A 26537-nucleotide genomic window follows, 5' to 3' on the forward strand; every position below is an offset into this window, starting at 1 on the left:
ACCATGCTGTGGCTTTCTTTAATGTATGTGTCATAAAATATTCCTTTCTATTGAGTTACCTCACTGATTTTTACGCTCTTCAATGCGTTGATGAATAGCATCGAGTTTTATAAAGCTCTCAAGTAACTCAGGGTGTGTTGCCATTAACGCAGCAACATGCTCAAAGGCTTCTTCTCTTGTATCTTGTGTTAAGAAACGTACATGGCCATCATCAGGTAAGCGATTAAAATCAATACCCGGCTTTGTAGAAGACGTTTTTATAAGCATGGCTCTAAAATCTTTCACAAAGCGCGGCTCGCACAATTTACGTGCAATTTGGCTTCCAATAGGCTTGCGATATTCACACAGCATATCGAATTTCGCCACCTCATTGATGGTGTTGTACATCTCAAGAAATGCGAAGCGTTGTTTGTCAAAGTCACGCTTTAGCTGTGGTGTTGTTTTTTCACCCACCACATCAATACGTTCCATATCAGGTTTATCTAATTGGGCGAATGCCTGACTGCCTGCACTTAAACCTAAACTAAGTAAAACACATTTGAATAGTCGAAAAGATAACAATTTCATCACAAGTCCCTTTATTTAATGAATTGGTTTTGAACGTTATAACGTTCTCAATGTAGCAGTTGATGTAAAACTAATCAACGAGAGCCATTTAGCCGTCGGAGACTCTTGGCTTTGCTTCGAAAATAAAAAAACGCGGCATAGAGCCGCGTTTTCCGTACTTAAGGTGCTTTACAGTGCATTAATCGAGGTCAATTAGAAGGTGTAGGCCGCACTTAGCTGTGCATTAATTCCCGCCCCATAATAACCAATAGTGTGTAAGCTATTGATGTACTTCTTATCAAAAATATTATTGATGTTCATACGTACTGTTAGGTTTTCACTGAACGCTTGCGAGGCATAAACATTACCAAGGAAATAAGCCCCTTGCTCAACGTTGTAGTCAACATTACTGATTTCAGATTGCCATCTACCACCAAAGCCTAGCTCAACTTCTGGGGCAACTGGTACGGTATACGCCAACTGGAAAGTAACCACGTCACGTGGTGCCCACGTGTTAGCATCATTCCCTTGTTCATCTTGCACATCAATATTGGTATAAGAAGCGTTAACGCGAAGGTCGTCAGTTACACGTCCGGCCACTTCAATTTCAAAACCATCAGATTCAACTGACACACCTTTGTAGTAATACTGTAGCGTATCTGGGTTAGTACCTGCGTACGCTGCAAGGTTATCTTGCTCAGCAGTAAAGTAGGCGAACGTTGTTAGTAATTTGTCGTCGAACCACTGTGCTTTAAAACCCGCTTCAAAGTTCTTGCCTTTGGTTGGATCTAAATATTGGCCGTTAATGTCATACTGCTCTTGCGGCTGATAAACATCTGAATAACTTACATACGCGTTTACGTCTTCAGTAACCGCATAGGTGGCACCTAGATAAGGGCTCGCCTCGCTTTCTGAATTGTCGATAATTGCACCGGCATTGTTACCATTGCGTTCAAAATCAATAGCGTTGAACCCTGCAACTACGAACATTTCATCGGTTACGCTAAACTTTGCAGAGCCGAAATAACGCGTTAAGGTTTGCTCGATGTTTGAATACTCAGACACACCCAGCCAATCTGGCTCTGGAATAGCGTTTAAATCATAAGGAAATGCGGGGGTTGGGCCATACGCCGGAGTTGTACCATAGTCAAATGCATGTACAAATGAAACATCATCGCTGGTCGCATGGCTAACGCCGAAATTCACTTCATGATCTCGGCCAAATAGTTCGAATGACCCGAATACACGCCCTTCAACAAGGTGTGAATCACGCTCTGAGTCATAACGCCCTGGCCAACCAACAAGGCCAAGTCCAGTGTCTTTATCGATAGTACCGTAGGCGTAAAACAGCTTACTTTGATCTTCAAAGTCACGATAGTTATAGCTAAGCAATAGTTGCCAATCGTTGTCGAACACATAGTCTAGCTCAACAAACGCGTTAGTAGTTTCAGTATCCCACTTGGTCCATTCTTGAGTTGTCGTATCGCTTACATCCCACTCTGCTTGCGTACCGTCTGTGTAATTGAAGACTAAGCCGCCCCAGGTGTTGCCATCGGTATTCGCGTCTTGAACTGACAAGCCAAAGGTAACGGTAGCGTTGTCGGTTAGCTGCCCGTCAACTACCCCGTATAAAAAGCTGCGTTCGTTTTCTAGTCCGTTTAGGTGAGACTCCTTGTTCTCGTAACTGCCCACTACGCGCGCAGCCCAACGGCCGTCTTCTGTTAGCAAAACAGAATAGTCACCTTGCGCGCGTTTAAAGTTGTATGAGCCCGCGCTAACTGCAACTTCGCCGCCCTCTTCATTTTTAGGGCGCTTGCGTACATAGTTGATGGTACCTGATGCATTACCCACACCGGTAAGCAATCCGTTTGCACCGCGGATCACTTCAATTTGTTCGTACCCATAAGCTTCAACGGCACCGGTAACAATACCCCAGTCGTTGGGCAAACCTACACCATCTATTTGTGTGTTTTTAATCTCAAATCCACGGGCAGTGTAGTTAGTTCGGTTGGTTTCCCACTCTTCTACGTTGATACCGGGTGCTAGTTTCAACGCATCGTTAATATTGAACGCACCAAAAGACTGCATAAGGTCTTCAGATAAGATACTAATGGACTGTGGCGTTTCACTAATTTCCATCGTCAATCCCGTTGCACCACGGCTAACGCGGTTTTGACGTACGCCTACAATACGAATTTTCTCTACATCCGCTTCTTTTATTTCCGAGCCGTCATTTTGCGCAGTTTGAGCGCTAACAGACATAGCAAAAGCAATTGGTGTAAGTGCAAATAAGGAAAGTCGTTTCATAGTGTACCCAGCATTGTTGTAATTCATTGTGATGGCTGCGCATTATAATGAATAAAACAATTTACACAAATGATAATTATTATCATTAGTTTTACTGAAAGTCATATCACACACTGACACTTCCTTTAGTTACATTCTGTAACACTACACCACTGAATAAAGGATGATTTCTCTTTCAATAGCCCTTACATTCATGCCGTTGCCTAAGCGTATGGATTTCTTTGACAAAATGAACGGTAGATTTCTATGCGCACACACTGGTTTAACAACCAAACACTTTTACAATAAGGAAGAGAAATGAAAAAAATTGCACTCGCAGTTGCACTGAGTGTTGCATCAACAGGCGCATTTGCCGCAGCACCTGCTTGGGATTTTGTTCAAGGTAGTTACATCACGACTGACTTTGATGAGTCAGACTTTGAATATGAGCCAGATGGCTTCGCTATTTCAGCATCAAAACTGGTTACTGATGACGTATTTGTAACGGGTGAATACTCACAACAAAATGACGACATCCTAGGTATTGAAGTTGATCTAGACATGCTAACGCTTGGCCTTGGCTACCGTTATGCTATCTCAAACACCACAGACCTTTTTGGTATTGTGAGCTATGAGAAAGTTGAGATTTCAGGCTCAGGCGAGTCGGAAGATGAAGATGGCTACGGTTTAACTGCCGGCGCTCGTTCTATGGTTACTGACAACGTTGAACTACGCGGCGCAATTAAGTTCATCGACACTGACAGCGGTAGCGATACATCATTTTTGGTAGGTGCGGATTACTTCTTCAGCCCAGCTTTCGCGGTAGGTGTAAGTTACGAAACCTCTGACGACTTAAGCACATTAGGCTTAAACGCACGTTACAACTTCTAAGCGCCAAGTAAGTACAGCTTGTACTGTACCAAACTGATATTGATATAAGCCGCGTTGTCGCGGCTTATTTTTTGTCGGCTGTCAGCTCTTTCTGCTCTCTCACCATGATCTTTATGATCGCTATTCACTTATCAAGTCTAAGTTCACTTAGCGCATTTTCTATATCCTGCTTTTGATACGCACTTTCTGTGTTCTCGAGTACTGTTTTCAAACTTATTTCATAGGCTTTTTCTAGCGCATCTTGCTCATTAACTTCAACATTCGGTATTACCCCTTTCCCCTCCCAGTTGGTTTGGGTGATAGGGTTAATCGCCCGTGTTGCAGGAATTCCAATACGCATATTATCTGTCAGCGGGAACCATCTCCACGGGTTAGCCCCTCCTTTGCTAGGCTCACCTATGATAGTGGCGCGGCCCATATGTTTTAAGTTATAAGCAAACTCTTCTGCGGCTGAAAAGGTATTTTGGCCAACTAAGATATAAAGAGGGACTGACTCAAGCTTGCCGCCATCAATGTTTTTTTCTGTGTAAAAATCATTGCTAACATCAGTATAGCGCGTATAGAAAGAGTTGGTGTGAACTCTACCTTTTACAAAGTAGCTGATTAACCAGCTAACCATTTCACCACTTCCTCCACCATTTTCCCTCAAGTCGATAATTAGGCCATCAACATCACTCAATAACTGCATGACATTATTGAACTTTTGTTGCGTGTTGTTGTTTAAGTTGGCAAAGCCCCAAAACTCTATATAGCCAATATTGCCTTGTTTAATTTCTACATGTCTAAGCCCAGCGTTTTTGCGGTCGAGTTTAGTGAACCAAGGCTCTTTGGGGAAAGTGGCTTTTTCTTTCGTATTGGCAGTGGGGATAGGTTGTACGGTAAAGTGTTTATCAAAGCCTTCTAAGTGAGCAGTGAGAATGTTACCAATTTCTTGCTCGCTAGTTGCATTAGCCAATGCGTGTTGAAGCTCAGTATTGTCTAAACTCGTTGTGATGTTGGGAATGCTTTCCGATAGTACGTAGTATTGATTAATATTTTGCTTAGTTGCTTCAAGCAATGCGTTAATATCTGATGCTTTACAATGAGCTGCCAATACAACGAAAAGAATGGCCGTATATACTATGCGTAACAAAGGAATATCCTTAACAAATTTAAAACGCCACACTATCACACAAAGGGTGAATCGAGAGTGAACAGCGCCAACAAATCTTTTACCGCTTCCCGTATTGCCGCATATCTTTGTGCAGTGTGCTTTGTGGTTGGGTTTGTAATGATTTTCTATATAGAGCCAGGAATAAACCTCAACCCCCACCAGCGCTTGGCATTTATTTTATCGAACGGCCGCTATTTTCAGCTTTGGTATAGCACAATTTTCGTGTTATTTGGCTTAAGTTTGCTGGTGCTCGTTAATGGTATCAATAAACTAATTTCTCGCCGGCAAACGCTAACCTATTATCTAAGTATGATGTTTGGATTCGTTTGGGGGTGTTACGCTATTATCTGTGGTCTCATTGCCATATTGTCTATCGAATATCTTCTAATGCTGCCCACTCAAGAGCAATCATCGGTATGGTTTGCCTTATACAGTATTCAAATAGGTTTGGGCGATGGCGTTGAATGGGTAGGCGGCTGTTGGCTTTTCACTTTGAGTTTACACGGTCTCAGGCATAAACTCTCTCAACCCGCCATACATTATTATGGCTTGCTAGTTGGCCTAATGGGGTGCGTAACCCTCATCCCTGCTTTCCGTGAAGCCGGCGCGTTATTTGGCCTAGGCCAAATTGTATGGTTCGCTTTTGTAGGGGCGCGCTTGTTTGAGCAAACAAGCAATCTTATTCCCTCAAAGGAGATACGGTTACCGAATAATGGTTAGCGGTATGATGAATAGCAATGCGCCAACCCATCACTTGTGCAATTCTCTGTACCAAATATTGGCCGTGCCCTAAACCCTGATAGTTGCTTGAGCGAACATCCGCAATGTCATTTTCAAATACAATTCCCGCCTCATTTGAAAATATACGCATGCGCTGTTGGTCCTCGCTGTCACTTCGCTGCCCACCGTGATAGAAACCGTTATTAATAAGGTTTTGGAATAACAGGGTAATTAAGTGCGCATTCCCAATTCCGGTTATATTTGGCTTCACATTTACGTCTACATCAAAATGGTGCGCTGTGTTGGCACCATATAAAGCCAATATGGTGCGTTCGATAATGGGTAATAGAGAGATTGACTCGAATACCAAATTCTCTTTTCGCGCCAATGACAATAGCACTTCTACCGTATTGTGCAGTGTATGCGCAGACATCGAAATAAGCTGCCTGTCATCTTCAGACATAGACGCATTCCCTTCTGACTGGCTTTCGTTTAGCACCAAGGTATTTTGAATAAGCGCAATTGGTGTGCGCAGTTCGTGACTCACATCATTAGCAAAATCGTGCTCTCTTCGCCAAGCCTGCTGCAAAGCAAGGAATGTTTTCTCAAAGGTTTGAGCGAGTCTCCCAATTTCATCTTGTCTATCTGCTTCGTCTATCTGACATTTTGCATCAACTTCCTGCGATGCCACTTTGTTGGTTAGTGAAATAATAGGGGCAGCCAACTTTGCAGCTATGAACCACGTACTAAGTACAGTCAGAAGTATTACACCAATGGCAGCACTGAACAGAAACACACCGAATACAGATGAAAAGTAAGAAAGAACCGCTGTGTTTTGTGTATTCAGCGTAACGTATACATTGTGCACCGGAGTGGGTTGACCATTTACTGTTAGGGGAGCCGTTAAGGGCACATAGAAAGCAAACCCCTTTGCTTCCTTGTATTCAAAACTATATAGATTCTCATCAAAAATACTGGGGATGAGTATCCCCATTTCAGCAACGTCCTCACTGCGCAATATAGAAATATCATTTTTCAAAAACTGCTCAGGGCGACTCAGCTCTACTTCGGACACATTGTGGTTAGGCGACGTAATTAACGCAGCTTCACTGGATAAGATGTAATGCGACACCCAACTCTCCGTTACATCCACAAACAAAACTGTCATGCGAAAATAGAAGAGATTGATCACCACCACCAGTGCTCCGAACCCAAAAAACAACTGTCCACGGATCCCTTTAAACATTGTTTAAACCTTCAAGTTTGTAACCAATGTTACCAATAGTGGAAAGCGAAAGTGATGAAGAAGACTGAGCGAGCGCTTTACGCAAATTGTACATATGCGATTTTAATGGGTTGCTCTCTGGTAGCTCATTATTCCACAGCGTACTAATTAAATCGCTTCTTGCTACAGGGTTGGGGTAGGCTTTCACCAATTCATACAAAATTTGAAAGCCAACTTTAGTGACCTTGATGTTGCTGCCATTGTATTCAACGGAAAACGCCTTGGTATCTAGTGTTAACCCGCCTTTTTCAATAACGGTATTGGTGTGCAGTTGAGGACGACGAGCCAGTGCTTGGCAGCGAAACACTAGCTCTCGAAGGTCACAGGGCTTCGTTAGGTAGTCGTCTGTACCCGACATAAAGCCTTTCGCTTTGTCCTCAAATGCATCGCGGGCAGTTAGCATCAAAATAGGTGTAACGCGTTGTTGTGATTGCTTAATTTTTTGGCATACCGTTAAGCCATCGCAATCTGGTAGGTTTAAATCAAGCACAATAACGTCGTATATATTCTCAGTGGCAAGAGTAATTCCTTGATTGCCTTTATCAGCAAAATCAACGTGCCAGCCTAAGCCTTCAACAAATCGCGTTACTTGTTTAGCCAATGCCAAATTATCTTCAATGAGCAATATTGATAAGACATTGTCTGACATCCTTTTCTCTCCTGCTTTTTACTTCAAACTTGGTTTATAAAAGCCCGCAAACGCTGATTTTACATAGCTTGTTTATTACTTAGGTAGGTATTAAGCAAATGCCTACACGGCCTGTACCAACCTATTGCATTGCCTCTGCCAGCACGTTTTGCATCAGATTATCTACTTTCACTACACAGGCTTCATAGCCATTGCAATTAGCAAATAAAGTGATGGTCGTATTACTATCAACAATGTGTAAATTCATGGTTTTATAACCGGCTTCATCACCACCATGATGATATACGTGGTGACCTTCTACTATCTCACTGAATACACCCAAACCAAAGTCCATTGAATACGGTGTGTCTATAATACTGTCTTCACCAATCAGTAATTCTTGTACTTCTTCAGGCACCACGCTGTCTTCTTGGACTATCGCGCGCAGTAACGTAGATAAGTCGTTAACTGTCGTTACCAAAGGTGCATCAGCAACGCCTAGGCTTGCGTAAAACGGCTTAGTATTTACCATTTCGCCATCAAGCAAAATATATCCTGGAATAGATTCGCCTAAGTCGTTCTCAAAACCACTATAGTAAGTATTGTTCATACCTAAAGGAATAAATACTCTATTGCGCAAAGCGGTGTGGTGATGCTCGCCTAATACACTGTCTAGAATAAGACCTGCCAATAAATAGTGGGAATTAGAATAGTGTACACTTTCGCCTGGCGCAAAATACGCGGGCTTATTATAGATATATTCCAATGCATCGATGTCTGACTTAAGTGTTCCGATACTGTTCTGACCATCTTCAAACCAAGCAGGCGAAGTATCTTCATCCAAATAATCATGTACCCCTGCACTATGGTTAAGTAACTGTCTGATAGTGATTTCTTGTGAGTAAGGGATGTTATCAAGAATACTGTTTGGTAAATAATTCGCTATTTTATCTTCAATATTTAATAAACCTTCGTGATGTAACATAGCCACTAGCAACGCCGTTGCGTTTTTTACCTGCGCTACCTGCTGGCATTTGATAGTAAGTTTGCATAGCCGTATGCGCTTCGAGATCTGCAATACCGGCAGAGCCGATGAAATCAATGTCATCACCTTGCACACTTAAGATCAGGCCCGGTACATCTTGTCCCACGGTTGAATCAAGTAAATTCTGTAGTGCAGAACCACCTGTTACAGGGGGAATGATAGGTTCGCTGCTATCGCTGCCACCACAGGCACATAGGGCAGTTACACCAAGCCCAATTATCGTTGAGTATACGAGTTTACGTAAGTTCATTACTTGTCATCCTTTTAAGCTGTTCATTTATTCCTTAGCACGCGCTAAGGGCATGGGTTACTAAAGCGTGACTAAGATAACGGCAGCGAAGTGAATCAAAGGTGAATGAACACCGCATTTTTAGAGTGTTCTGAATATTTGCAGGTGAGGAAATTTTTCCCAGATGAAAAAAAGCCCCAATAGCGCTATTAAAAGCAATGCCATTGGGGTTATTTATTTTCGAACTGCAGGCTGCTAAAACCTATTCATGTCGAAGTGCTGTTATTGGGGCACAACGCGCCACTCTTGCTGCATTTCCACCAACGGTTATCCACGCAATAAGTACAGACGAAGAGATAATAGGCTAAGTATTCGTGCCCTTTTTCACCACCAAACGCGATGGTACTGGCGTCGGATTGGCCCTCACCCAGCAAATTATGATAGCTCATGGGGGCCAAGTTAAAGTGTGTAATACAGAACAAGGCGGGGCGTGTTTTAGTCTTATATTCTAGCGCTGTATTTAACGACTTACCGCTTGCACTTACTTAATTGCTTAAAACGCATAAAACCCAACCCTAAAAGTAAGAGCAACCCCATTTTAGGTTCTGGTACATTGTCTGCAGGCACTATATCGTTGGAGAAAAATTGCACTTCTGAAAGCATAGTCCAAGGTGAATTTCTAGCCATTGTTAATGTGAAGGCATTGCTAGTTGTGGCAAATCCTCCCAAATCTAACGCAATGGTTGAGCCATTGCCGGGTGGATTTGTAATGGTAAACAATTGGCTAAATCCTTCTGCCGTTGAAACCGTTATTGAGATAGGTAATGAAACGCCAGCATAACTGTCGCTATCGGCAGCAAACACTCTAATACTTCTAACTAACTGTGCAGTGGTAAAATTAAACGTAATATTAGGGTTAGTATACTCCCATCCAACTAAGTTGCTGACGTCACTATATCCAATTGAAATACCCTCACCCCAAGCGATATTATCTGTAATTCCATCTGTTAATTCACCACCACTATCGCCATAGCTTGAACCCGGTGAAGTATTATAGCTATAACCACTCACACTAATTAACGCAGCTTGAGAAGGTAAACTAAATAACAAAGTAAGGCATAATATTGCGCAACTCCGACCCGCTGACATGCATTTTCTCACGTAAATCTCCATTTTATTACAAGACTAATAACCGGGTATAAATGCTTCAATACCACCCTTTTATTGGTTAGCTAATTAAAATTATCGATTGCCTTTAATGGTTAAAATCTCACCATCAGAAAGACCAGCGTCGATTATATATTGACCAATTAAAAAAGCCATAGGCTAAAAGCGTTTGATGTAATTTATTGGAAGTTATAGAAGCCTTTTTGGTTGCCTGAACCGATTTAGCGTGGCTATCACAATGGTCCAAGAGTATTGGGTTACCTTACTTTTCTAGTTAAGTTACTTCGCTATTTAGCCCGCGTCAGAAATTAACTCTCTTCACCAATTACCCCGCTTCTCCAATTAACCCGCGTCGCTGGGCACAAGCGTTTTATTTCTATACTGTTTTCGCCATGTGGATATGTTGGTGCCATAGGTGCGCTTAAATAGTCTGTTGAAATGACCGGGGTCTTGATACCCCACTGCCCATGCCACTTCTTCGGCACTTTTGTCGCTGTGTTTTAAGTATTCTTTGCCTTGCTCAATGCGAAGTTGTTGCAAATAATTGAGTGGCGTCTCGCCTGTGGCATCTTTAAAGCGCCGTTTAAACGTGCGCTCTGTCATGTTTACACGACTAGCCATGTCAGCAATAGTTAATGGCTCAGCAAAGTGAATTTCAAGCCACTGCTGTACGTTGAGAATATCGTCATCTTGGTGGTGCGTTTGGTGGTTTAGCGACACCAAGTCGCCGGTTACGCCACGACGAAAATCCACTAGAAAGGTTTGCTCGATGGCCTGCCCCACCTGCTTACTTGAAAGCCGAGATATAAGGTACACTATAATCTCTATACCCGCATTTAAGCCAGCAGAACAATACAGCTCCCCCGTTGCCGTAATAAAGCGATCCGTTCTTACATCTACCTTAGGGAATGTCTTCGAAAAGTGCGCTTGCTTATGCCAGTGAGTGGTACTCATTCTATCGTCAAGCAAGCCCGCCTGTGCAAGAAAGTAGGCGCCTGTTGCTGCTGCCATAATAGGAATATTCTGCTGATGCCAATGGCGCAACTTTGGATAAAGTGGCGCTTGTTTTTCAAGCAGTTGGTCTACATCACCCCATACACTGTGTAGTATCACCAAGTCTGTATCGGTAATGTCTGCCAAGGCGCAATCGGGAATAATCGCCAGCCCGCTGAACGTCGACGTTGGCTTGCCATCAATGGTTACTAGCTTAATGGTGATAGGGCTGCCAAATAGCTTTTCTTGCAAGTCAGACGCAAACTTCAATACATCGTGGGTTAACCCCATACTCAAACCCATGCTGTTTTCACTAGCGAATAAGGTTACGTGATTTAACAAGTTCAACTCCTTTTTGCGGTTTTATCAGCAACACCTTTTTATTGCCAAAAAATACAACAATGGCCTAAATGACCAATTAAATGTCCCAAGTCACACTGTTAACATTATTTTCACAAAATTACTATGGCGCTACGCTCAAATTTTGTGGAGACAAGGGATGCAATTTACCGAAGAGCACGATGCATTAAGAAAAACCGTTCATGACTTTGTGAATCAAGAAATGGACCCGTTCATTGAACAGTGGGAGCACGAGGGGATTGCCCCGCTTCACACACTCTTTAAAAAAATGGGTAATTTAGGGTTACTTGGTATTCAAAAGCCTGAAGCATACGGTGGTGCGGGTTTAGACTATAGCTACAACCTTGTTTTTGCCGAAGAAATTGGCCGCGCCTATGGTGGCTCAATTCCTATGGCAATTGGTGTGCAAACCGATATGGCCACGCCTGCATTAGCACGTTTTGGCAGTGACGAACTAAAGCGCGAATTTCTTGCACCAGCCATTGCTGGTGACATGGTGGCCTGTATTGGTGTCAGTGAGCCGGGTGCAGGCTCTGACGTAGCAGGGCTAAAAACCACTGCGCGAAGCGACGGTGATGACTACGTCATTAACGGCACCAAAATGTGGATCACCAACGCTACTCAAGCCGATTGGATATGCCTGTTAGCCAACACCAGTGACGGGCAAGTACACGCAAATAAGTCGCTTATTGTTGTGCCGCTTGATACTCCGGGGATCACCATATCCAAACCACTTAATAAACTGGGCATGCGCGCCAGTGATACCGGTCAAATTTTCTTTGACGACGTTCGCGTACCGAAACGCCATTTAATTGGTGAAGAAAACAAAGGCTTCACTATGCAAATGATGCAATTTCAAGAAGAGCGCATGTACGCAGCAGCCAGTGCATTGAAGGGCATGGAACGCATCATTCAAGACACCATTAACTGGGCAAAAGAGCGCCATACCTTTGGTCAGCCTGTTATCAATAATCAAACCGTGCACTTCAAACTGGCTGAATTGCAAAGCGAAGTGGAAGCCCTACGCGCCCTAACTTGGCAAGCCTGTCAGGAACACATCGATGGCAAAGATGCCACTTATTTAGCGTCTATTGCCAAGCTTAAAAGCGGACGACTTTGGCGTGAAATTACCGATGGATGCCTACAGTACTGGGGCGGCATGGGTTTTATGTGGGACAACCCCGTAGCACGTGCATACCGCGATACCCGCATATTGTCGATTGCCGGCGGCAGTGACGAAATGATGCTAGGCATTATTGCAAAGTACATGGACATTTTCCCTAAACGCAGATAGCACCTAAACACATGAAAAATACTGTACACGAGCTACTCACTAACAATATGTCATTACCGGTTATTTGCGCCCCCATGTTTTTGGTGTCTACACCCAAACTGGTTATTAGCGCATGTAAAAGCGGCGTTGTAGGCAGCTTTCCTGCGTTTAACACGCGCACGCAAGCAGCACTGGATGATTGGCTAACCACTATTACTGATGCACTTACCGATGAAAAGCAGCGTAATCCCTCTGCCAAAATAGCTCCATATGCAGTGAATATGGTGGTTCACCCGTCAAACAAACGCCTTGAAGCCGATTTTGACATAGTGAAAAAGCATCAGGTGCCTTTTGTGATCACCAGCCAAGGTAACCCACAGGCCATTACAGAAGCAGTACATGAGTGGGGCGGCATTGTTTTTCATGATGTTATTACAGTAGCGCATGCGAAAAAAGCCATAGCCGCAGGTGTTGATGGACTTATTTTGGTTGCCGCTGGAGCTGGTGGTCATGCTGGTGAAGTGAATCCGTTTGCCTTAGTACGCGAGGTGCGTGAATTCTGGCAAGGTCCGCTTGCGCTCGCAGGCGCTATTAATGATGGCTATGGCGTTAGAGCCGCTGAAGTATTGGGGGCTAATTACAGCTACATGGGCACGCGCTTTATTGCCACTGAAGAAGCAGAAGTCGACCCCGATTATAAAGCAATGTTGGTAGCCTCTGACCTAAGCGACCTTATCTTTACTGACACCTTTACAGGCGTTAAATGTCACTTTCTAAAACCCTCCATTGCTCGCGCTGGTGTCGACTTAACCCAAATAGAGGGTAAAGACAGTGTCGACTTAGATCTTGGCGGAAGCAATGCATGGAAAGACATGTGGAGTGCAGGTCATGGCGTAAGTGGCATTCACAATATTGTGTCTGTATCAAACTTGGTCAATCAGTTGCGCGATGAATATTTATCAGCAGTGAGTACAACTAGTTTTGCTCACGTCAGCACTCCGCCATCGTCTGAAGACGTTACCTGTTTTAAGGATCCAAATTTGCAACATTCAGGGCCTCACTCTTTGCATAAACGAACCACAGGGAGCAGGTAAACTATGGCAGTTATTCACTCTACTCTTAATACGCAAAGTGATGAGTTTGCTGAGAATGCAGCCGTTATGGCAGATGCTGTTAACGAGTTTAAAGATATTGAAGCGCGAGTGGTAGCGCAAGCACAAGAAAAGGCACCACGTTACGAGCAGAAAGGTTTGCTTTCCCCCCGAGACAGGCTGTCGCTACTACTCGACCCTGATAAGCCATTTTTACCGCTGGCTAGTTTGTGCGGCTACATGCAAGAGGGCGATAAGGATGGCAGCGCCGCGGGCGGTGGTGTTATTGCCGGTATTGGTTATGTCGCTAACACGCGTTGCATTGTGTTGGTGGATGACTACCTTACCAAAGGCGGCAGTATTACAGAGCTTGGCAGCAAAAAACGCCTTCGCATGTACCACATTGCCCTAAAACAAAAACTGCCTGTTATTGCATTGTCACAAAGTGGCGGTGGCGACTTAACTTCGTTGGGTGATTGGTTTGGTTTTTCCGCAGCAGGGTTTGCTATGCAAGCGCGCTTATCGGCAGCGGGCATTCCCCAAATAACCGTTGTACACGGCAGTGCAACTGCAGGCGGTGCCTATCAACCGGGTTTGTCTGATTACGTCATCATGATACGAGACCAATCTACCGTGTATTTAGCTGGACCACCGCTTCTTAAAGCGGCAACAGGTGAAATAGCCACCGACGAAGAAATTGGCGGCGCTCAAATGCACAGTGAAGTGTCGGGAGTAGCAGACTTTTTAGCCGAAGACGATGCCGACAGTATTCGAATTGCCAGAGAAGTGACTGCCATGCTGCAGTGGAATAATGGCATAGTTGACGTCAATCGGGACTTAGACTTGGACAAGGGCACGCCTCCCTCCCCTTTGCACCTAGCGCCCTTGCACCCTGCACCTTTGCACCCGGCAAGCGAATTACTTGGTGTAGTACCTAAAGATGCCAAAACCCCTTACGACGTACGAGAAGTGATTGCACGCATAGCCGATGGTTCTGATTTTGTCGACTTTAAGCCCGAATTTGATATGGGCACCGTGTGTGGCTTTGTGGCTCTTGAAGGTAAACGCTGTGGCGTTATTGGCAACAACGCCCCAATTACCGCAAAAGGGGCAGCAAAAGCCGCGCAGTTTATTCAGCTATGCGAACAAGCCGGTACACCCTTAGTGTTTTTGCACAACACTACCGGCTTTTTGGTTGGTACCGAGTCTGAACGCGCAGGCATCATTAAACACGGCGCAAAACTTATTCAAGCGGTTACCAATACCACTGTACCCAAAATAAGCCTTGTATTAGGTGGGTCGTTTGGTGCGGGCAATTACGCTATGGCCGGACGCGGCATTGAGCCAGACTTTATGTTTGCCTGGCCGCGCTCTGTGGTGGCGGTAATGGGGCCTGCACAAGCGGGCAGCGTATTGCGCACTGTGGCACAAGCAAAAATGGCGCGAAGCAAAGAAATTAACCCTGAAGATACCGCAAAGCTCGATGCGTTGGAGCAACATACCGTTAGTGTAATGGAAGCCAAATCACGGGCGTTGGCTAACTCGGCTAGGCTATGGGATGACGGCCTGATTGACCCTCGCGATACCCGCCCAATTTTAGCCTTCGTGTTATCGATTTGTTGTGACGCAAAACAGAAAGTACTTAACCCCACCAGCTTTGGCATTGGCCGATTATAGGCCTTTTGAATGTTTACGGATTCAAGGATTACCGACTATGACACTATTTGACCCCAATGCATTTAAGGAAATTCGCGTAGCGCTAAAAAGTGATGTTATGCATATATGCTTTGACCGCCCGCATAAAAAGAACGCCATGAATTTGGCCCTAGTAGAAGAAGTAATGCAATGCTTTAACAGGGTGGAACAAGGCGATATTCGCGCAGTGGTTATTGAAGGCAGCGAGGGGAACTTTTGTGCTGGCGGTGATATTTCTGACATGCACCTATCAGCCCTTAACGAAGCAGAACGCGACAAAGCCATTTGGCATTTTAACCGCAGCTTTGGACGCATGATCACCCTAGTAAAACATGCACCAACAGCGGTGATAGCCGTGGTTGAAGGGGCAGTGTTAGGCGGCGGATTTGGTCTTGCCTGCGTGGCCGATATTACCCTTGCCTGCGACAGCGCATTTTTTGCCCTACCAGAAACGGGGTTAGGCGTTATACCCGCGCAAATTGCCCCTTTTGTTGCAATGCGTATTGGTGTTGATCACACCAAGCATTTAGCCCTGACCGGAGAAAAACTCAACGCCCAGCAAGCTCATAATATGGGCTTAGTACACGAGGTTTTCACCATTGACCAACGCCATGAATGCATCAGCAAACTATTACAGAAAATAAAACGCTGTGCTCCACAGGCCAATGCAGCCACTAAACGTTTATTGCTGGAACTAGACAGCCAACCGCTTGAAACCTTGCTTGACCATGCTGCTACGCAATTTGTGCAATCACTGTCCTCTGCAGAAGGCGTTGAAGGCACACGCGCTTTCATGCAAAAACGCCAAGCTACTTGGTGCGAGTAACCCATTATGACCACACCTATTCGAAAAATATTAATAGCAAATCGCGGTGAAATTGCTTGTCGCATTATGCGCACCGCCCACCAACAAGGTTTCTTAACTGTTGCCGTATATAGCGATGCAGATAAAGATGCACTGCACGTATCACTGGCCGACGAGGCGGTTTATATTGGTTCGTCAGAGCCCACCGCGTCTTATTTGAATATTGAACAGTTGCTTAATGCCGCAAGCATTACCAAAGCTGACGCTATTCACCCTGGGTATGGTTTTCTATCGGAAAATGCCGATTTTGCTCGCGCTTGTGAAGCTGCAGGGCTGGTGTTTATAGGCCCAAGCGCACACGCTATTGCACTTATGGGCAGCAAGCGACTTTCAAAAGTAGCCATGATAACGGCCGATGTACCTTGCATTCCAGGTTATGAAGGAGAAGACCAAAGCGATGCCACCTTAATTGCTAAAGCCAATGAAGTTGGCTTTCCGCTAATGGTAAAAGCCAGTGCCGGTGGTGGTGGTAAAGGCATGCGCCTAATTAAAGAGGAACACAGCGACGATTTAGCCGCGCAAATAGCGATGGCCCGTTCAGAAGCGCAAAGCGCCTTTGGTAGCAGCGAACTTATTTTAGAGCGCGCGCTCATTGCGCCCCGTCATATTGAAATTCAAGTGTTCGCTGACCAACAAGGTAACACCGTATATTTAGGCGAACGCGACTGCTCTATTCAGCGTCGTCACCAAAAAGTAATTGAAGAAGCACCCTCGCCTTTTATAGATGACACACTGCGCCAAAAGATGGGTGAAGCCGCGGTAAACGCAGCTAAAGCCTGCAACTATTGTGGCGCAGGTACAGTTGAATTTCTGGTAGATAGCGATAAGCAATTTTATTTCTTAGAAATGAACACTCGCTTACAAGTAGAGCACCCAGTAACGGAAATGATAACCGGTATAGATTTGGTGGAATGGCAATTACGCATAGCCTGCGGTGAAGCGCTGCCTTTGCGCCAAGAAGCAATCACCATAAATGGTCATGCCATAGAAGCCCGTTTATACGCAGAAGACCCAAGAAATCAGTTCATGCCACAAACGGGCACCATTGCATTTTGGCAAGAGGCCAAAAGCGCCAGAACCGACCATGGTCTTAAGCAGAATACAACCGTGAGTGCCCATTACGACCCCATGCTTGCCAAGGTTATTGTCTGGGCGGACAACCGCGCTAACGCAGCGCGTAAGCTGTCGCGAGCGCTGCACGACACCAAGCTTATTGGAGTGAATACCAACAAACATTTTTTGCACAATATAGTAAAAAGTAACGCATTTCTTAGTGACGATGTAACTACCGCGTTTATCGACACATACGCCAACAACGGTGACATTCAAGGAAGAGCCACACCGTCATTTTCCACACTGGCTAAGGCGGCCTTGCTATTTAGTGTGCACAGCCATAATAAAAAGAACAGCAATGCACAAAAAACTTATTGGCAAAGTGCCGCCCCTCTTTCCTACCCGATAAAAATGCGCTGCAATGAAGACACCATAGACGTCTCTATCACGCAGCATGAAGGCGCCTTCGTTGTGAAAGATAAGGCCTCTTCCGTTCAGACCACACTTCGCCTTATTAGCTGTAATGATCACTGCGTTACAATAGAAGAAAACAACCTACGCCACGCTATTACCTTTGGTTTAACCAACAATGACTTGTTTATTGACGATGGCACAGGTCACTTTCACATAACGCAAGTAACCCACCATAAAACGCTAGGTAGTGCACAACAACAGTCTGCTGAAATTCGCGCAGTGATGGATGGTGTGATTGTAGCTTTGTTAGCCCAAGAAGGTACTAGTGTAAAAGCCGGCGATACCGTGGCCATTATGGAAGCCATGAAAATGGAGCACCCTCTTAAAGCCGCGGCTGATGGCATTGTGACGTTTAATGTGCAAAAGGAAGGCGAACAAGTGAAGTCGAAGCAAGTAATTGCCTCGGTTGTTAATAAAGAAGAAAACTCTGCAGAAAAAATATCGCCAAAAGGAACAGCTTCAGAGGAGACAACTCCATGAGCAAAAAACATGTTCGCATAGGCGGTGCGTCTGCCTTTTACGGCGACAGTCAATTGTCGGCTAGGCAACTGGTTGATAAAGGCAACATCGATTATCTGGTGTTCGATTATTTGGCTGAGGTAACCATGGCCATATTGTCTCAAGCCAGTAAGAAAGATGACTCGCTGGGCTATGCTGTTGACTTTGTCACCGTTGCCATGAAAGACGTACTTAAAGACTGCGCAGATAAAGGCATAAAGGTAATAGCAAATGCAGGTGGTGTGAATGTACCAGGCTGTATAAACGCACTTACAACACTGTGCAAAAGCATAGACATTAAGTTGAACATTGTTGGCGTATACGGCGACAACCTAATTGCCAAACATCAGGAATTAATGGCAAGTGAAGGTGAAAACACACTTGACCTCGATACTCACAAACCCTTGCCAGAAAGCCTCGCCTCAATGAATGCTTATTTAGGAGCAAAGCCCATTGCAGATGCACTGGCTGCTGGTGCTGACATTGTCGTTACTGGGCGCGTGGTAGACAGTGCATTGGTACTTGGCCCACTTATTCACGAATATTCGTGGCAAATGGATGACTACAATACCTTGGCACAAGGTGCACTTGCTGGGCATATTATTGAATGCGGTGCCCAATGCACTGGCGGAAACTTTACCGATTGGGAAACCGTGCCCGACTTTGCCAACATGAGCTACCCCATTGCAGAAGTATACGCCAATGGCGACTTTACCGTGCACATACCGCCAGACACAGGCGGCATAGTTACCGCAGCCAGTGTTGCTGAACAACTTGTTTACGAAATTGGCGATCCAGCTAATTATTTACTGCCCGATGTGGCGTGTGATTTCACACAAGTGATACTAGAACAAGAGACACAAACACAAGAGAGCAGGCAAACCGTGCGGGTGAGCGGAGCAAGAGGGCGTGCGCCGGGCAACAAATACAAAGTGTGCGCAACCTATGTTGATGGCTACAAACTTACGGGTAGCTTTTTTATTGCTGGCTTTAACGCCAAACAAAAAGCGCAAACTAACATTCGCGCTTTCATCACACGAACTGAAAAGGCCCTAACCGAAAAAGGTTTAGCACCTTACACCAACACCTGCGTAGAAATATTAGGTAGCGAAAGCACCTTTGGCCCCCACGCAAGCGCAAGTGACACCCGTGAAGTCATCGCCAAATTTACCCTGCACCACAACAACATTAAAGCCTTGTACTTTGCTGCCAGTGAAATGGCTTACCTAGCCACTTCAGCAGCCCCCGGCATGGCGGGTTTTGGCGCAGGCCGCCCTAAACCGCAACCACTCATTCGCGTACATTCCTTTTTGCTAGATAAAAGCAAGGTGCCAGTAAGCCTACAAATGGGCGTAAAAGAGAACGACGACAGCATCGTTAGCAAAGCATACGAAACACCAGCCACCAATGAAAAGGCAACGGGTACACACTACAACAATGAAGCAACTGGCTACAACGCTGACACTGAAAAACATGTGAGCCTACCTTTGGTAGAACTGGCTTACGCCCGCAGTGGCGACAAAGGCGATAACCTGAATATTGGCGTAATTGCTCGCCACCCAAATATTGTGCCTTACTTGTATCACACCCTTACCGCACAAGCTGTGGACGCATTTTTCGCCCATGCAATTGACGGCGATGTAACACGCTTTGAACTACCTGGCATTAATGGCTTCAACTTTTTACTTACTAAAGCGCTTGGCGGTGGCGGCACTGCATCACTTAGAACCGATAGCCAAGGCAAATCAGCCGCACAAACCCTACTGACTATGACACTTGATGTCCCCGTGTCTTTGTTGCCTTTTACTAAAAGCGGAGGTAAATAATGCCTTATGAATCGGCCTTAGCGGCAGATAGCTTTGCACAGCAAGTTATTGTGATCACAGGGGGCGGTAGCGGTATTGGCCGTTGTACCGCCCATGAACTTGCGTCTTTAGGTGCTGCTGTAGTGCTTATTGGCAGAAGCGAAGACAAGTTAATAAACACTGTAACCGAGATTAAAGAAGACGGTGGTAAGGCAAGTTATCATAGCGTAGATATTCGCGATGAAGACGCGGTTGATAACGCCATAGACTCTATATTGCAGCAGCACACACGGGTTCATGGCTTGGTGAATATGGCAGGCGGGCAATTTAGAGCGCCACTTTCTCACATCTCTAAAAAGGGCTTTGAAGCAGTAGTACAAACTAATTTAGTGGGCGGCTTTTTAATGGCCAAAACCCTGTTTAACAAGCACTTTGCCAAACATGGCGGCAACATTGTAAACATCACCGCCGATAACAAAAATGGCATGCCGGGCATGGGGCATTCAGGTGCAGCACGCGCAGGCGTAGAAAACCTCACCAAAACGGCTGCTTGGGAATGGGGCCCTTACGGTGTTCGAGTTAATACTGTAGCCCCCGGCTGGGTAGCGTCATCTGGCCTAGATACTTACCCCGAAGACATGAAGCAAGCACTTCGCAGCCTTAAACACGCTGTACCTTTAGGCAGAATAGCCAGTGAGGCCGAAGTTGCAGCCGCGGTATGCTTTTTACTTAGCAAAGGGGCTAATTTCATTTCGGGGCAAACCCTTTTTGTAGATGGCGGCTCAAGCATGGGGTCGGCCCCTGCCCTTTACCCGCTTAAGCACACTAAACAGCCCACCAGCGACACGTGGAACGGCTTTCATAGAAGCGTTACACCACGCGTTTTACAAAACTAAAAGGACATCAGCATGAACCAACAACAACTTCATAAAAATTTGGTAGAACGCGTGGCGATGGGTGATTTACTGCGACGACGCGCAAGAGACAGCGGCGCATTGCCCGCATTGGTTGACTACTATGCAGGTACCCGTCGTCAAATAACTTATAGCGAATTAAATAGTAAAGTGAACCAGCTAGCACATGCTTTGATGCACCAAGGGGTAAAGCAAGGTGACAAACTGGCTATTCTGGCAATTAATCAAATAGATGTTGTTGTTACCTATTTTGCTTGTTACAAGCTTGGCGTAATTGCTGTTCCCATTAACTTTATGCAAAGCGTTGACGATGTGCGCTTTAACCTAGAGCACAGCGAGACCAGCGTAGTGGTTTACGACAACATGCTGGTAGATTTAGTAAATGCCAGTACATCGGGTAATACCAACATTGCATTCACACTTGCACTTGGCAAAGAGAAAGGCAGTGCCACCTATGCGCTAGAAACATTTATAGAAGGGCATAGCACGGCTGAGATTGAAGACAGAGTTATTCAAGACCGCGATACCGCGCACATGATTTACACGTCGGGCACCACATCTAAACCCAAAGCTGTAGAAACGTCCCATTTGTCACTCACTATATCAGCGCTTACTGGCGCCATTGAACTTGAACTGAGCGCGCAGTGCAACATGCTACTAGTGTTACCCATGTTTCACTGTACTGCACTTTCTATTTTATACCCCATTATGCTTCGAAGCGGGTGTAGCGTATTACACGCTTCCTTCGACCCTATGGCGGTAACAGATAGCTTAGAAAAAGAAAAAATTGAAACAACTGTGCTGTTACCTATGATGTGGAATGCGATTATGGCAACCCCAAATTTTGACAAACGTGATTTCAGTCACTTCAAACTAGCCATTTACGGTATGGCCCCCATGAGCCAACAAAATCGACAACGTATTCGCGACGCATTTGGCTGCAAAATTCATTTAGGCAGCGGGCAAACAGAATTCAGCCCAGTGTCGTGCTTGTTTAAAGACAACAGTATTACCGAACACGAAGAAGGCAATTACTGGGGTGTGCCGCTGTGCAGCACAGAACAAGCGGTAATTAATGACAAGGGCCAAGAAGTCCCCCAAGGAGAAGTTGGCGAAATTGTATGGCGCGGCCCTCAGGTAATGAATGGCTACTACAAGAACAAAGAAGCAAGCCAAGCCGCATATAAACACGGGTGGCACCACACCGGCGACCTTGGGTTTATAGATGCTAAAGGCCAGCTTATGTTTATCGACAGAGTGAAAGACACCATTAAATCGGGTGGTGAAAATGTGTCGTCACAAAAAGTAGAGCAAACGTTGTGTTTAATGCCTGAAATAGACGCCGCTGCCGCCATTGGTGTACCCCACCCACATTGGGGAGAAGCCGTTTGCGTATGTGTTATTGGGGCGAATTTGACTGAAGAAGCGCTACCCGCCATTCACGCTTTTTGCAAAGACAAGCTAGGTAAATTTGAAGTCCCTAAACACGTCTTTATTTGCGAAACGTTACCCATGACCAGCACCGGAAAAATACGCAAAGTAGAATTGCGAGAACAGTACAAAAACTTTTATGAAGAAGCGCTGCTGTTGTAGCGCTTCAAACAGCATGCTCTCGTACTTGGTGATACCTTATAGATCTTCAATGCGCAGCGTTGAATCGTTATTTTTTGTATCTACTTTATAGTAGCTCTCTGCGTTACCAACCGTCACTCCAGCATAAGGATGACCCTGGCTATTCAAAGCGTTTTTTTCGGCTCTCTTAGAATGGGTCTTATCAGAATAAACGAGTGAATTTTCAGTAGCGATACACCATTTATTTTTTATCGCGTTTTTTATTTCATCTTCTGTATTACACCAATGCACATGCTTATTGCATTGATCGCAAAAGCGCTGCTGATAATTACCTTCCACTTTCTTTAACGTAAACCACCGCTTTTCACATTGACTAACCTTATAACGCCGCTCTTTAGATTCCATACCGTGTCCTTAATCGTTAAATCACCATTAATCAAAACTTCGTTATATTCTTTTTAAAAAAATACCTACGAGAGTACTTGGTATCCAATAACCATAGCGCAATAAATAACTAAAATCAGTTCGTTCGTCAGAAACATATTGTGTGAAGCATAACTTGAGTTTACCTACTAAATGCTTTAGAAATTAATCACAGTAAACAGCAATAAAGTTAATGATTTGACGGCAAATATCGAATATTACTCAACGAATGCGAAAGCACTGACTGAGCAATATAACAGCGTATCCTTTGAGTCGGTGCACAAAGACTGGCTAGATGAGATCCCCAAAGAAGGCATAGTGCTGGATGTAGGTGCGGGTTCTGGCCGAGACGCTCGTTATTTGGCTGCCAAAGGGCTAAGTGTTGTGGCTGTTGAGCCAGCTTTAAATATTCGTGAACTTGCGCAAACCTACCAAGTAAACAGCCCTATTCACTGGCTATCCGACACCCTCCCCGAGCTATCAGAAGTTTATAAGCTACAAACGAAGTTTGACCTTATTTTACTTAGCGCGGTGTGGATGCACATTGCTCCTTCTTTACGTGAAAGAGCATTTAGAAAACTGTCTTCATTGCTTAAGCCTAATGGCAGATTAGTAATTTCATTGCGCCATGGTCAGTGCCAAGACGAGCGCACCATGTACGCCGTATCGGCAGATGAACTAGCCCAATATGCCAGTCAATTTGGGCTTACCTATAAATTACTCTCACCTGACCAAGCACCTGACAAGCTTGGCCGCAGTGATGTTAGCTGGCAAACCGTATTGCTTACGTTGCCTGACGACGGTACGGGCGCATTCCCGTTAATTCGCAATATTGTGGTTAACGACAGTAAAGCTTCAACCTATAAAATTGGTTTGCTGAGAACATTACTGCGTATTGCTGAAGGCCACCCAGGGGCGGTTATCGAGCACACCGACGAACACGTAGCATTGCCTGTTGGACTAGTGGCTTTGTATTGGTTAAAACTCTACAAGCCCTTAGTTGATCAATTTGCTATGCAGCAAAATAGCAGTAACAGTAAAGGGCTCGGTTTTATAAAAGAAAACGGATGGTTGCAGCTAACCTCGCATACCAGTAATGACTTCTATATAGGTGCCAGCTACACCGGTGATGATGTGGTTAAGCCGCTCTATCAAGCTCTTAAAGATATTGCGTCTACCATCAAAAATATGCCGGCAAGATATACCACATTACCAGGAACAAACACCTCCGTTTTTCATGTGGAACTTAATCGCACTAAAAAGCCCGGTAGTCAGCTTGTTATCGACTTTGCATTTCTAGCATCACTAGGAACCTTTTATGTGCCCAAGCATATTTGGGACTCGTTAACCCAGTTTAGTGTGTGGATAGAGCCTGCTCTTATTAATGAGTGGTCGGCATTGATGGCGGGCTATGGCCAGAATAAGGCTAAGGCATTTACCAAGTTAGACTATTTGAATGCCCTAAGATGGGATGATCCAACCCGAAGTACATCAAGAATACGACAGCGCGTGAACGATTTAATGACTAGCCAAGACGTATTGTGTTGTTGGTCGGGAAAACAACTTAAGCCAACAAGTTTTGCGGTAGATCATGCCTTTCCATTTGCAAGGTGGCCGAACAATGACTTGTGGAATTTGCTTCCCGCCAACACCAAAGTGAATTCACAAAAGTCAGACAAGTTACCCACAGGCATTAAATTAGCTGGCTCGCGGGACTTTATTCTTGAATGGTGGAAACAAGGCTGGAAACACAACCAAACCGAGTTTTTCAGCCAAGCAAACTTAGCATTGCCGAACCTTCGACCAGACAATACCAGTTTTAGCGATGTATTCGACGCCTTTGCATTACAACGAGATCGCATAAAAGCATTTCAACAACTGGAAGATTGGCGCTAGCACTTAAACTTCAACCTGAACTCAGTTTTGGGTTTTAAGAACGCACCGCAGGCACTATGTGAGCGAATTGAAAAACCTTTTAAACGAGAACCTTTCGCATCCATCGAGTAAAGTCATTTTGTAACTGCGCGATACTCCCTCCATATAAATTCGCCACATCTTCAATCGTCAACATCTGACACCCATTCTCGCTTTCCTTTAGTAACAGTCGGCTCATAAACTCGCGATGTTCAGTCATCAAAAACGTTACGAATGCCCAACTTGTCGCATAGTATTTCTGCTTTTCGTTTTGCCAATTTAACTCTGTGCCATTTAACAAGGTAGTCAGTGGTACTGGACTGTTGGTTGCAAAATACCTCTTCCAACTGCTTTTGTTAGTACTATTTGGCGCTTCAGCAAACTCTGCCATACCCTCGTTCATCCAACGCGTCATTTGCCCATACCAATGACGATTAATAGTGTGCATAACTTCATGTACAACAGTATTAATAGTTTCAGCGGTACCTCGTATTAATACGGCAGACTCGTTGTTGTTTGCGGTGTAAAGTCCTGCGCTGGTTGCATGCGCTTCATCAATCTTAGACACGTGCTTTTGATACGCAACTTTGTCTTCAAAACTTCTTATATTTGCCACAACGGGAACAATGGATTCCTTAGGTGCAATAGATGCGAACGCGCGCATCGCATGCGTCACTCTGTTTTGCAAAGCAGATTGCACATCGTAAGACAAGTTGTGGGTAAGAAAGTTAAGTGAAATGGTTTCTGGTTCAATGGTGCCAGCAATTTCTACCACAGTGCTGCCATCAAGCACACGCGGCTTATCGCTAATATGACGTATGCCGTTTTTGCCTAACCACGTGTACAAACGCTTTGTGTCGGGAGGCTTTTTCTTGTCGATACATCTTGTGGCGTACGAATGGGCATGCTCAAACACGCGCTTAGGTACTTCGGGGGGCGGTGTAGTTTGCGATGCTTGATCAAATTCATTCCCCACCTCGTTAGTAGGTGGCTTGATGGCAATGTCGTCGTTTAGCGTTAAACTTAGTTGGTTCAGCCAATTGGGTAAGTCAAAGCTGTCTCTTGCAAAGTAAACCACTACTGCGCTGTTAACTATAATAGCAACAGCGATGATAGCCACTTTCAAAGCCAATCCTTTTGTGCCCATTTAATCGATTCCATTCTTAAATACAGTTCAGCAATAAACCAATAATAGCCAAAATATAATTAGGGTCTTTTACAATTAAAAAGTTAAGTATGAACTGACATAACTAAAATTATGCAGATTCAATTACAGTAATTGAAAAAGTGTAGCTAGCGGCTGCCACGAACCCAAAGGTAACGCTACGCCTTCAACCTAAACAATTAAACTGGACTTAAGATCACTCGACTATTTAAGGATGAATTATGAACAAAACGACCATTTCACTATTTTTATTCTTAGTTTCCACAACAACACTTGCCAAAGACAGTTTCACTCCATCTGACTATGCTTGCGCTGGCATAGAAAAACGCATTGACCATATCAACAGCAGAATGCGCGCGGGCTACAGTACTAAAGAAGGTGAAAGATTAAAACAAGAGCTAAGAGCACTTAAAAAACAGAGGGATATGTGCAAGAAGAAGGGGTTTGCAGTTTGATTTAAAAATGGCGCACACGACTGGGCTGCTCGGTGCA

General features: G+C 44.8%; 25 protein-coding genes. 14 read left to right on the top strand and 11 right to left on the bottom strand.

What is annotated here, in order from left to right; genetic code table 11:
- Positions 1–60: 60 nt before the first annotated feature.
- The gene (locus EYR97_RS18775) at positions 61–567 is read right to left on the bottom strand and encodes a hypothetical protein (RefSeq protein WP_131095296.1); all 507 of its coding nucleotides are present in this window, start codon (positions 565–567) and stop codon (positions 61–63) included.
- Positions 568–759: 192 nt separating this feature from the next.
- Positions 760–2853: a TonB-dependent siderophore receptor gene (locus EYR97_RS18780; protein WP_131095297.1), complete on the bottom strand. Its 2094-nt coding sequence runs from the start codon at positions 2851–2853 to the stop codon at positions 760–762.
- 297 nt (positions 2854–3150) lie between these two features.
- Between EYR97_RS18780 and EYR97_RS18785 the strand changes: the two genes are divergently transcribed.
- Positions 3151–3723 (top strand): outer membrane beta-barrel protein, encoded by a 573-nt coding sequence (locus EYR97_RS18785; protein ID WP_131095298.1) that lies wholly within the window; start codon positions 3151–3153, stop codon positions 3721–3723.
- Between the two features lie 124 nt (positions 3724–3847).
- Here EYR97_RS18785 and EYR97_RS18790 read toward each other — a convergent pair whose 3' ends face one another.
- The gene (locus tag EYR97_RS18790; RefSeq protein WP_165478096.1) at positions 3848–4855 is read right to left on the bottom strand and encodes a S41 family peptidase; all 1008 of its coding nucleotides are present in this window, start codon (positions 4853–4855) and stop codon (positions 3848–3850) included.
- Positions 4856–4912: 57 nt separating this feature from the next.
- Here EYR97_RS18790 and EYR97_RS21960 point away from each other — a divergent pair, with 57 nt between their 5' ends.
- Positions 4913–5596, top strand: coding sequence for a hypothetical protein (locus tag EYR97_RS21960; protein WP_165478097.1), 684 nt, complete (start codon positions 4913–4915; stop codon positions 5594–5596).
- Here EYR97_RS21960 and EYR97_RS18795 read toward each other — a convergent pair.
- The 4 genes from EYR97_RS18795 to EYR97_RS21965 form a co-directional block, all read right to left on the bottom strand.
- On the bottom strand, positions 5556–6842 hold the full coding sequence (locus EYR97_RS18795; RefSeq protein ID WP_131095300.1) for a HAMP domain-containing sensor histidine kinase: 1287 nt from the start codon (positions 6840–6842) through the stop codon (positions 5556–5558). The two genes, EYR97_RS21960 and EYR97_RS18795, sit on opposite strands and share 41 nt — an antisense overlap.
- Entirely contained in the window at positions 6835–7530 is a 696-nt protein-coding gene (locus EYR97_RS18800; RefSeq protein WP_131095301.1) for a response regulator transcription factor, read from the bottom strand. Before EYR97_RS18800 ends, EYR97_RS18795 begins: the two co-directional genes overlap by 8 nt.
- Before the next feature lie 121 nt (positions 7531–7651).
- On the bottom strand, positions 7652–8494 hold the full coding sequence (locus EYR97_RS18805) for a serine hydrolase (protein WP_242635129.1): 843 nt from the start codon (positions 8492–8494) through the stop codon (positions 7652–7654).
- Entirely contained in the window at positions 8463–8804 is a 342-nt protein-coding gene (locus EYR97_RS21965; RefSeq protein ID WP_165478099.1) for a hypothetical protein, read from the bottom strand. The genes EYR97_RS18805 and EYR97_RS21965 overlap by 32 nt, the downstream gene beginning before the upstream one ends.
- Before the next feature lie 203 nt (positions 8805–9007).
- On the opposite strand from EYR97_RS21965, the gene EYR97_RS21970 reads away from it, so the two are divergent.
- Together EYR97_RS21970 and EYR97_RS22755 are read left to right on the top strand one after the other, a co-directional pair.
- On the top strand, positions 9008–9151 hold the full coding sequence (locus tag EYR97_RS21970) for a hypothetical protein (protein WP_165478100.1): 144 nt from the start codon (positions 9008–9010) through the stop codon (positions 9149–9151).
- Between the two features lie 6 nt (positions 9152–9157).
- On the top strand, positions 9158–9295 hold the full coding sequence (locus EYR97_RS22755; RefSeq protein ID WP_131095303.1) for an ATP-binding protein: 138 nt from the start codon (positions 9158–9160) through the stop codon (positions 9293–9295).
- A 16-nt stretch (positions 9296–9311) separates the two neighbouring features.
- Here EYR97_RS22755 and EYR97_RS18820 read toward each other — a convergent pair whose 3' ends face one another.
- Positions 9312–9932, bottom strand: coding sequence for a PEP-CTERM sorting domain-containing protein (locus EYR97_RS18820; protein WP_165478101.1), 621 nt, complete (start codon positions 9930–9932; stop codon positions 9312–9314).
- A 360-nt stretch (positions 9933–10292) separates the two neighbouring features.
- Positions 10293–11285: a GlxA family transcriptional regulator gene (locus tag EYR97_RS18825; protein ID WP_131095305.1), complete on the bottom strand. Its 993-nt coding sequence runs from the start codon at positions 11283–11285 to the stop codon at positions 10293–10295.
- A 157-nt stretch (positions 11286–11442) separates the two neighbouring features.
- Here EYR97_RS18825 and EYR97_RS18830 point away from each other — a divergent pair, with 157 nt between their 5' ends.
- From EYR97_RS18830 to EYR97_RS18865, 8 genes are read left to right on the top strand one after another with little or no spacing between them, the layout of a single operon-like run.
- Positions 11443–12597 (top strand): acyl-CoA dehydrogenase family protein, encoded by a 1155-nt coding sequence (locus EYR97_RS18830; RefSeq protein ID WP_131095306.1) that lies wholly within the window; start codon positions 11443–11445, stop codon positions 12595–12597.
- Between the two features lie 11 nt (positions 12598–12608).
- On the top strand, positions 12609–13670 hold the full coding sequence (locus tag EYR97_RS18835; protein WP_207308072.1) for a nitronate monooxygenase family protein: 1062 nt from the start codon (positions 12609–12611) through the stop codon (positions 13668–13670).
- Positions 13671–13673: 3 nt separating this feature from the next.
- Positions 13674–15344 (top strand): acyl-CoA carboxylase subunit beta, encoded by a 1671-nt coding sequence (locus EYR97_RS18840; protein WP_131095307.1) that lies wholly within the window; start codon positions 13674–13676, stop codon positions 15342–15344.
- 37 nt (positions 15345–15381) lie between these two features.
- Complete coding sequence (locus EYR97_RS18845) at positions 15382–16188, top strand: enoyl-CoA hydratase/isomerase family protein (RefSeq protein WP_131095308.1); 807 nt, start codon at positions 15382–15384, stop codon at positions 16186–16188.
- A gap of 6 nt (positions 16189–16194) precedes the next feature.
- On the top strand, positions 16195–18234 hold the full coding sequence (locus tag EYR97_RS18850) for an acetyl-CoA carboxylase biotin carboxylase subunit (RefSeq protein WP_131095309.1): 2040 nt from the start codon (positions 16195–16197) through the stop codon (positions 18232–18234).
- Positions 18231–20078 (top strand): acyclic terpene utilization AtuA family protein, encoded by a 1848-nt coding sequence (locus EYR97_RS18855; protein ID WP_131095310.1) that lies wholly within the window; start codon positions 18231–18233, stop codon positions 20076–20078. Before EYR97_RS18850 ends, EYR97_RS18855 begins: the two co-directional genes overlap by 4 nt.
- Positions 20078–20953: an SDR family oxidoreductase gene (locus EYR97_RS18860; RefSeq protein ID WP_131095311.1), complete on the top strand. Its 876-nt coding sequence runs from the start codon at positions 20078–20080 to the stop codon at positions 20951–20953. The genes EYR97_RS18855 and EYR97_RS18860 overlap by 1 nt, the downstream gene beginning before the upstream one ends.
- Positions 20954–20965: 12 nt before the next feature.
- Complete coding sequence (locus EYR97_RS18865) at positions 20966–22564, top strand: class I adenylate-forming enzyme family protein (RefSeq protein WP_131095312.1); 1599 nt, start codon at positions 20966–20968, stop codon at positions 22562–22564.
- A 36-nt stretch (positions 22565–22600) separates the two neighbouring features.
- On the opposite strand, the gene EYR97_RS18870 is transcribed toward EYR97_RS18865, so the two are convergent.
- On the bottom strand, positions 22601–22948 hold the full coding sequence (locus EYR97_RS18870) for a hypothetical protein (protein ID WP_131095313.1): 348 nt from the start codon (positions 22946–22948) through the stop codon (positions 22601–22603).
- A gap of 216 nt (positions 22949–23164) precedes the next feature.
- Between EYR97_RS18870 and EYR97_RS18875 the strand changes: the two genes are divergently transcribed.
- Positions 23165–24862, top strand: a complete 1698-nt coding sequence (locus EYR97_RS18875; RefSeq protein WP_131095314.1) for a class I SAM-dependent methyltransferase — start codon at positions 23165–23167, stop codon at positions 24860–24862.
- 79 nt (positions 24863–24941) lie between these two features.
- On the opposite strand, the gene EYR97_RS18880 is transcribed toward EYR97_RS18875, so the two are convergent.
- Positions 24942–26027 carry a hypothetical protein gene (locus EYR97_RS18880; RefSeq protein WP_131095315.1) on the bottom strand — a complete coding sequence of 362 codons (1086 nt, stop codon included), beginning with the start codon at positions 26025–26027 and terminating at the stop codon, positions 24942–24944.
- 239 nt (positions 26028–26266) lie between these two features.
- On the opposite strand from EYR97_RS18880, the gene EYR97_RS18885 reads away from it, so the two are divergent.
- On the top strand, positions 26267–26500 hold the full coding sequence (locus EYR97_RS18885) for a hypothetical protein (RefSeq protein WP_131095316.1): 234 nt from the start codon (positions 26267–26269) through the stop codon (positions 26498–26500).
- Positions 26501–26537 lie beyond the last annotated feature (37 nt).

It is taken from the genome of Alteromonas sp. KUL42, assembly GCF_006538325.1.
GTDB lineage: Bacteria > Pseudomonadota > Gammaproteobacteria > Enterobacterales > Alteromonadaceae > Alteromonas.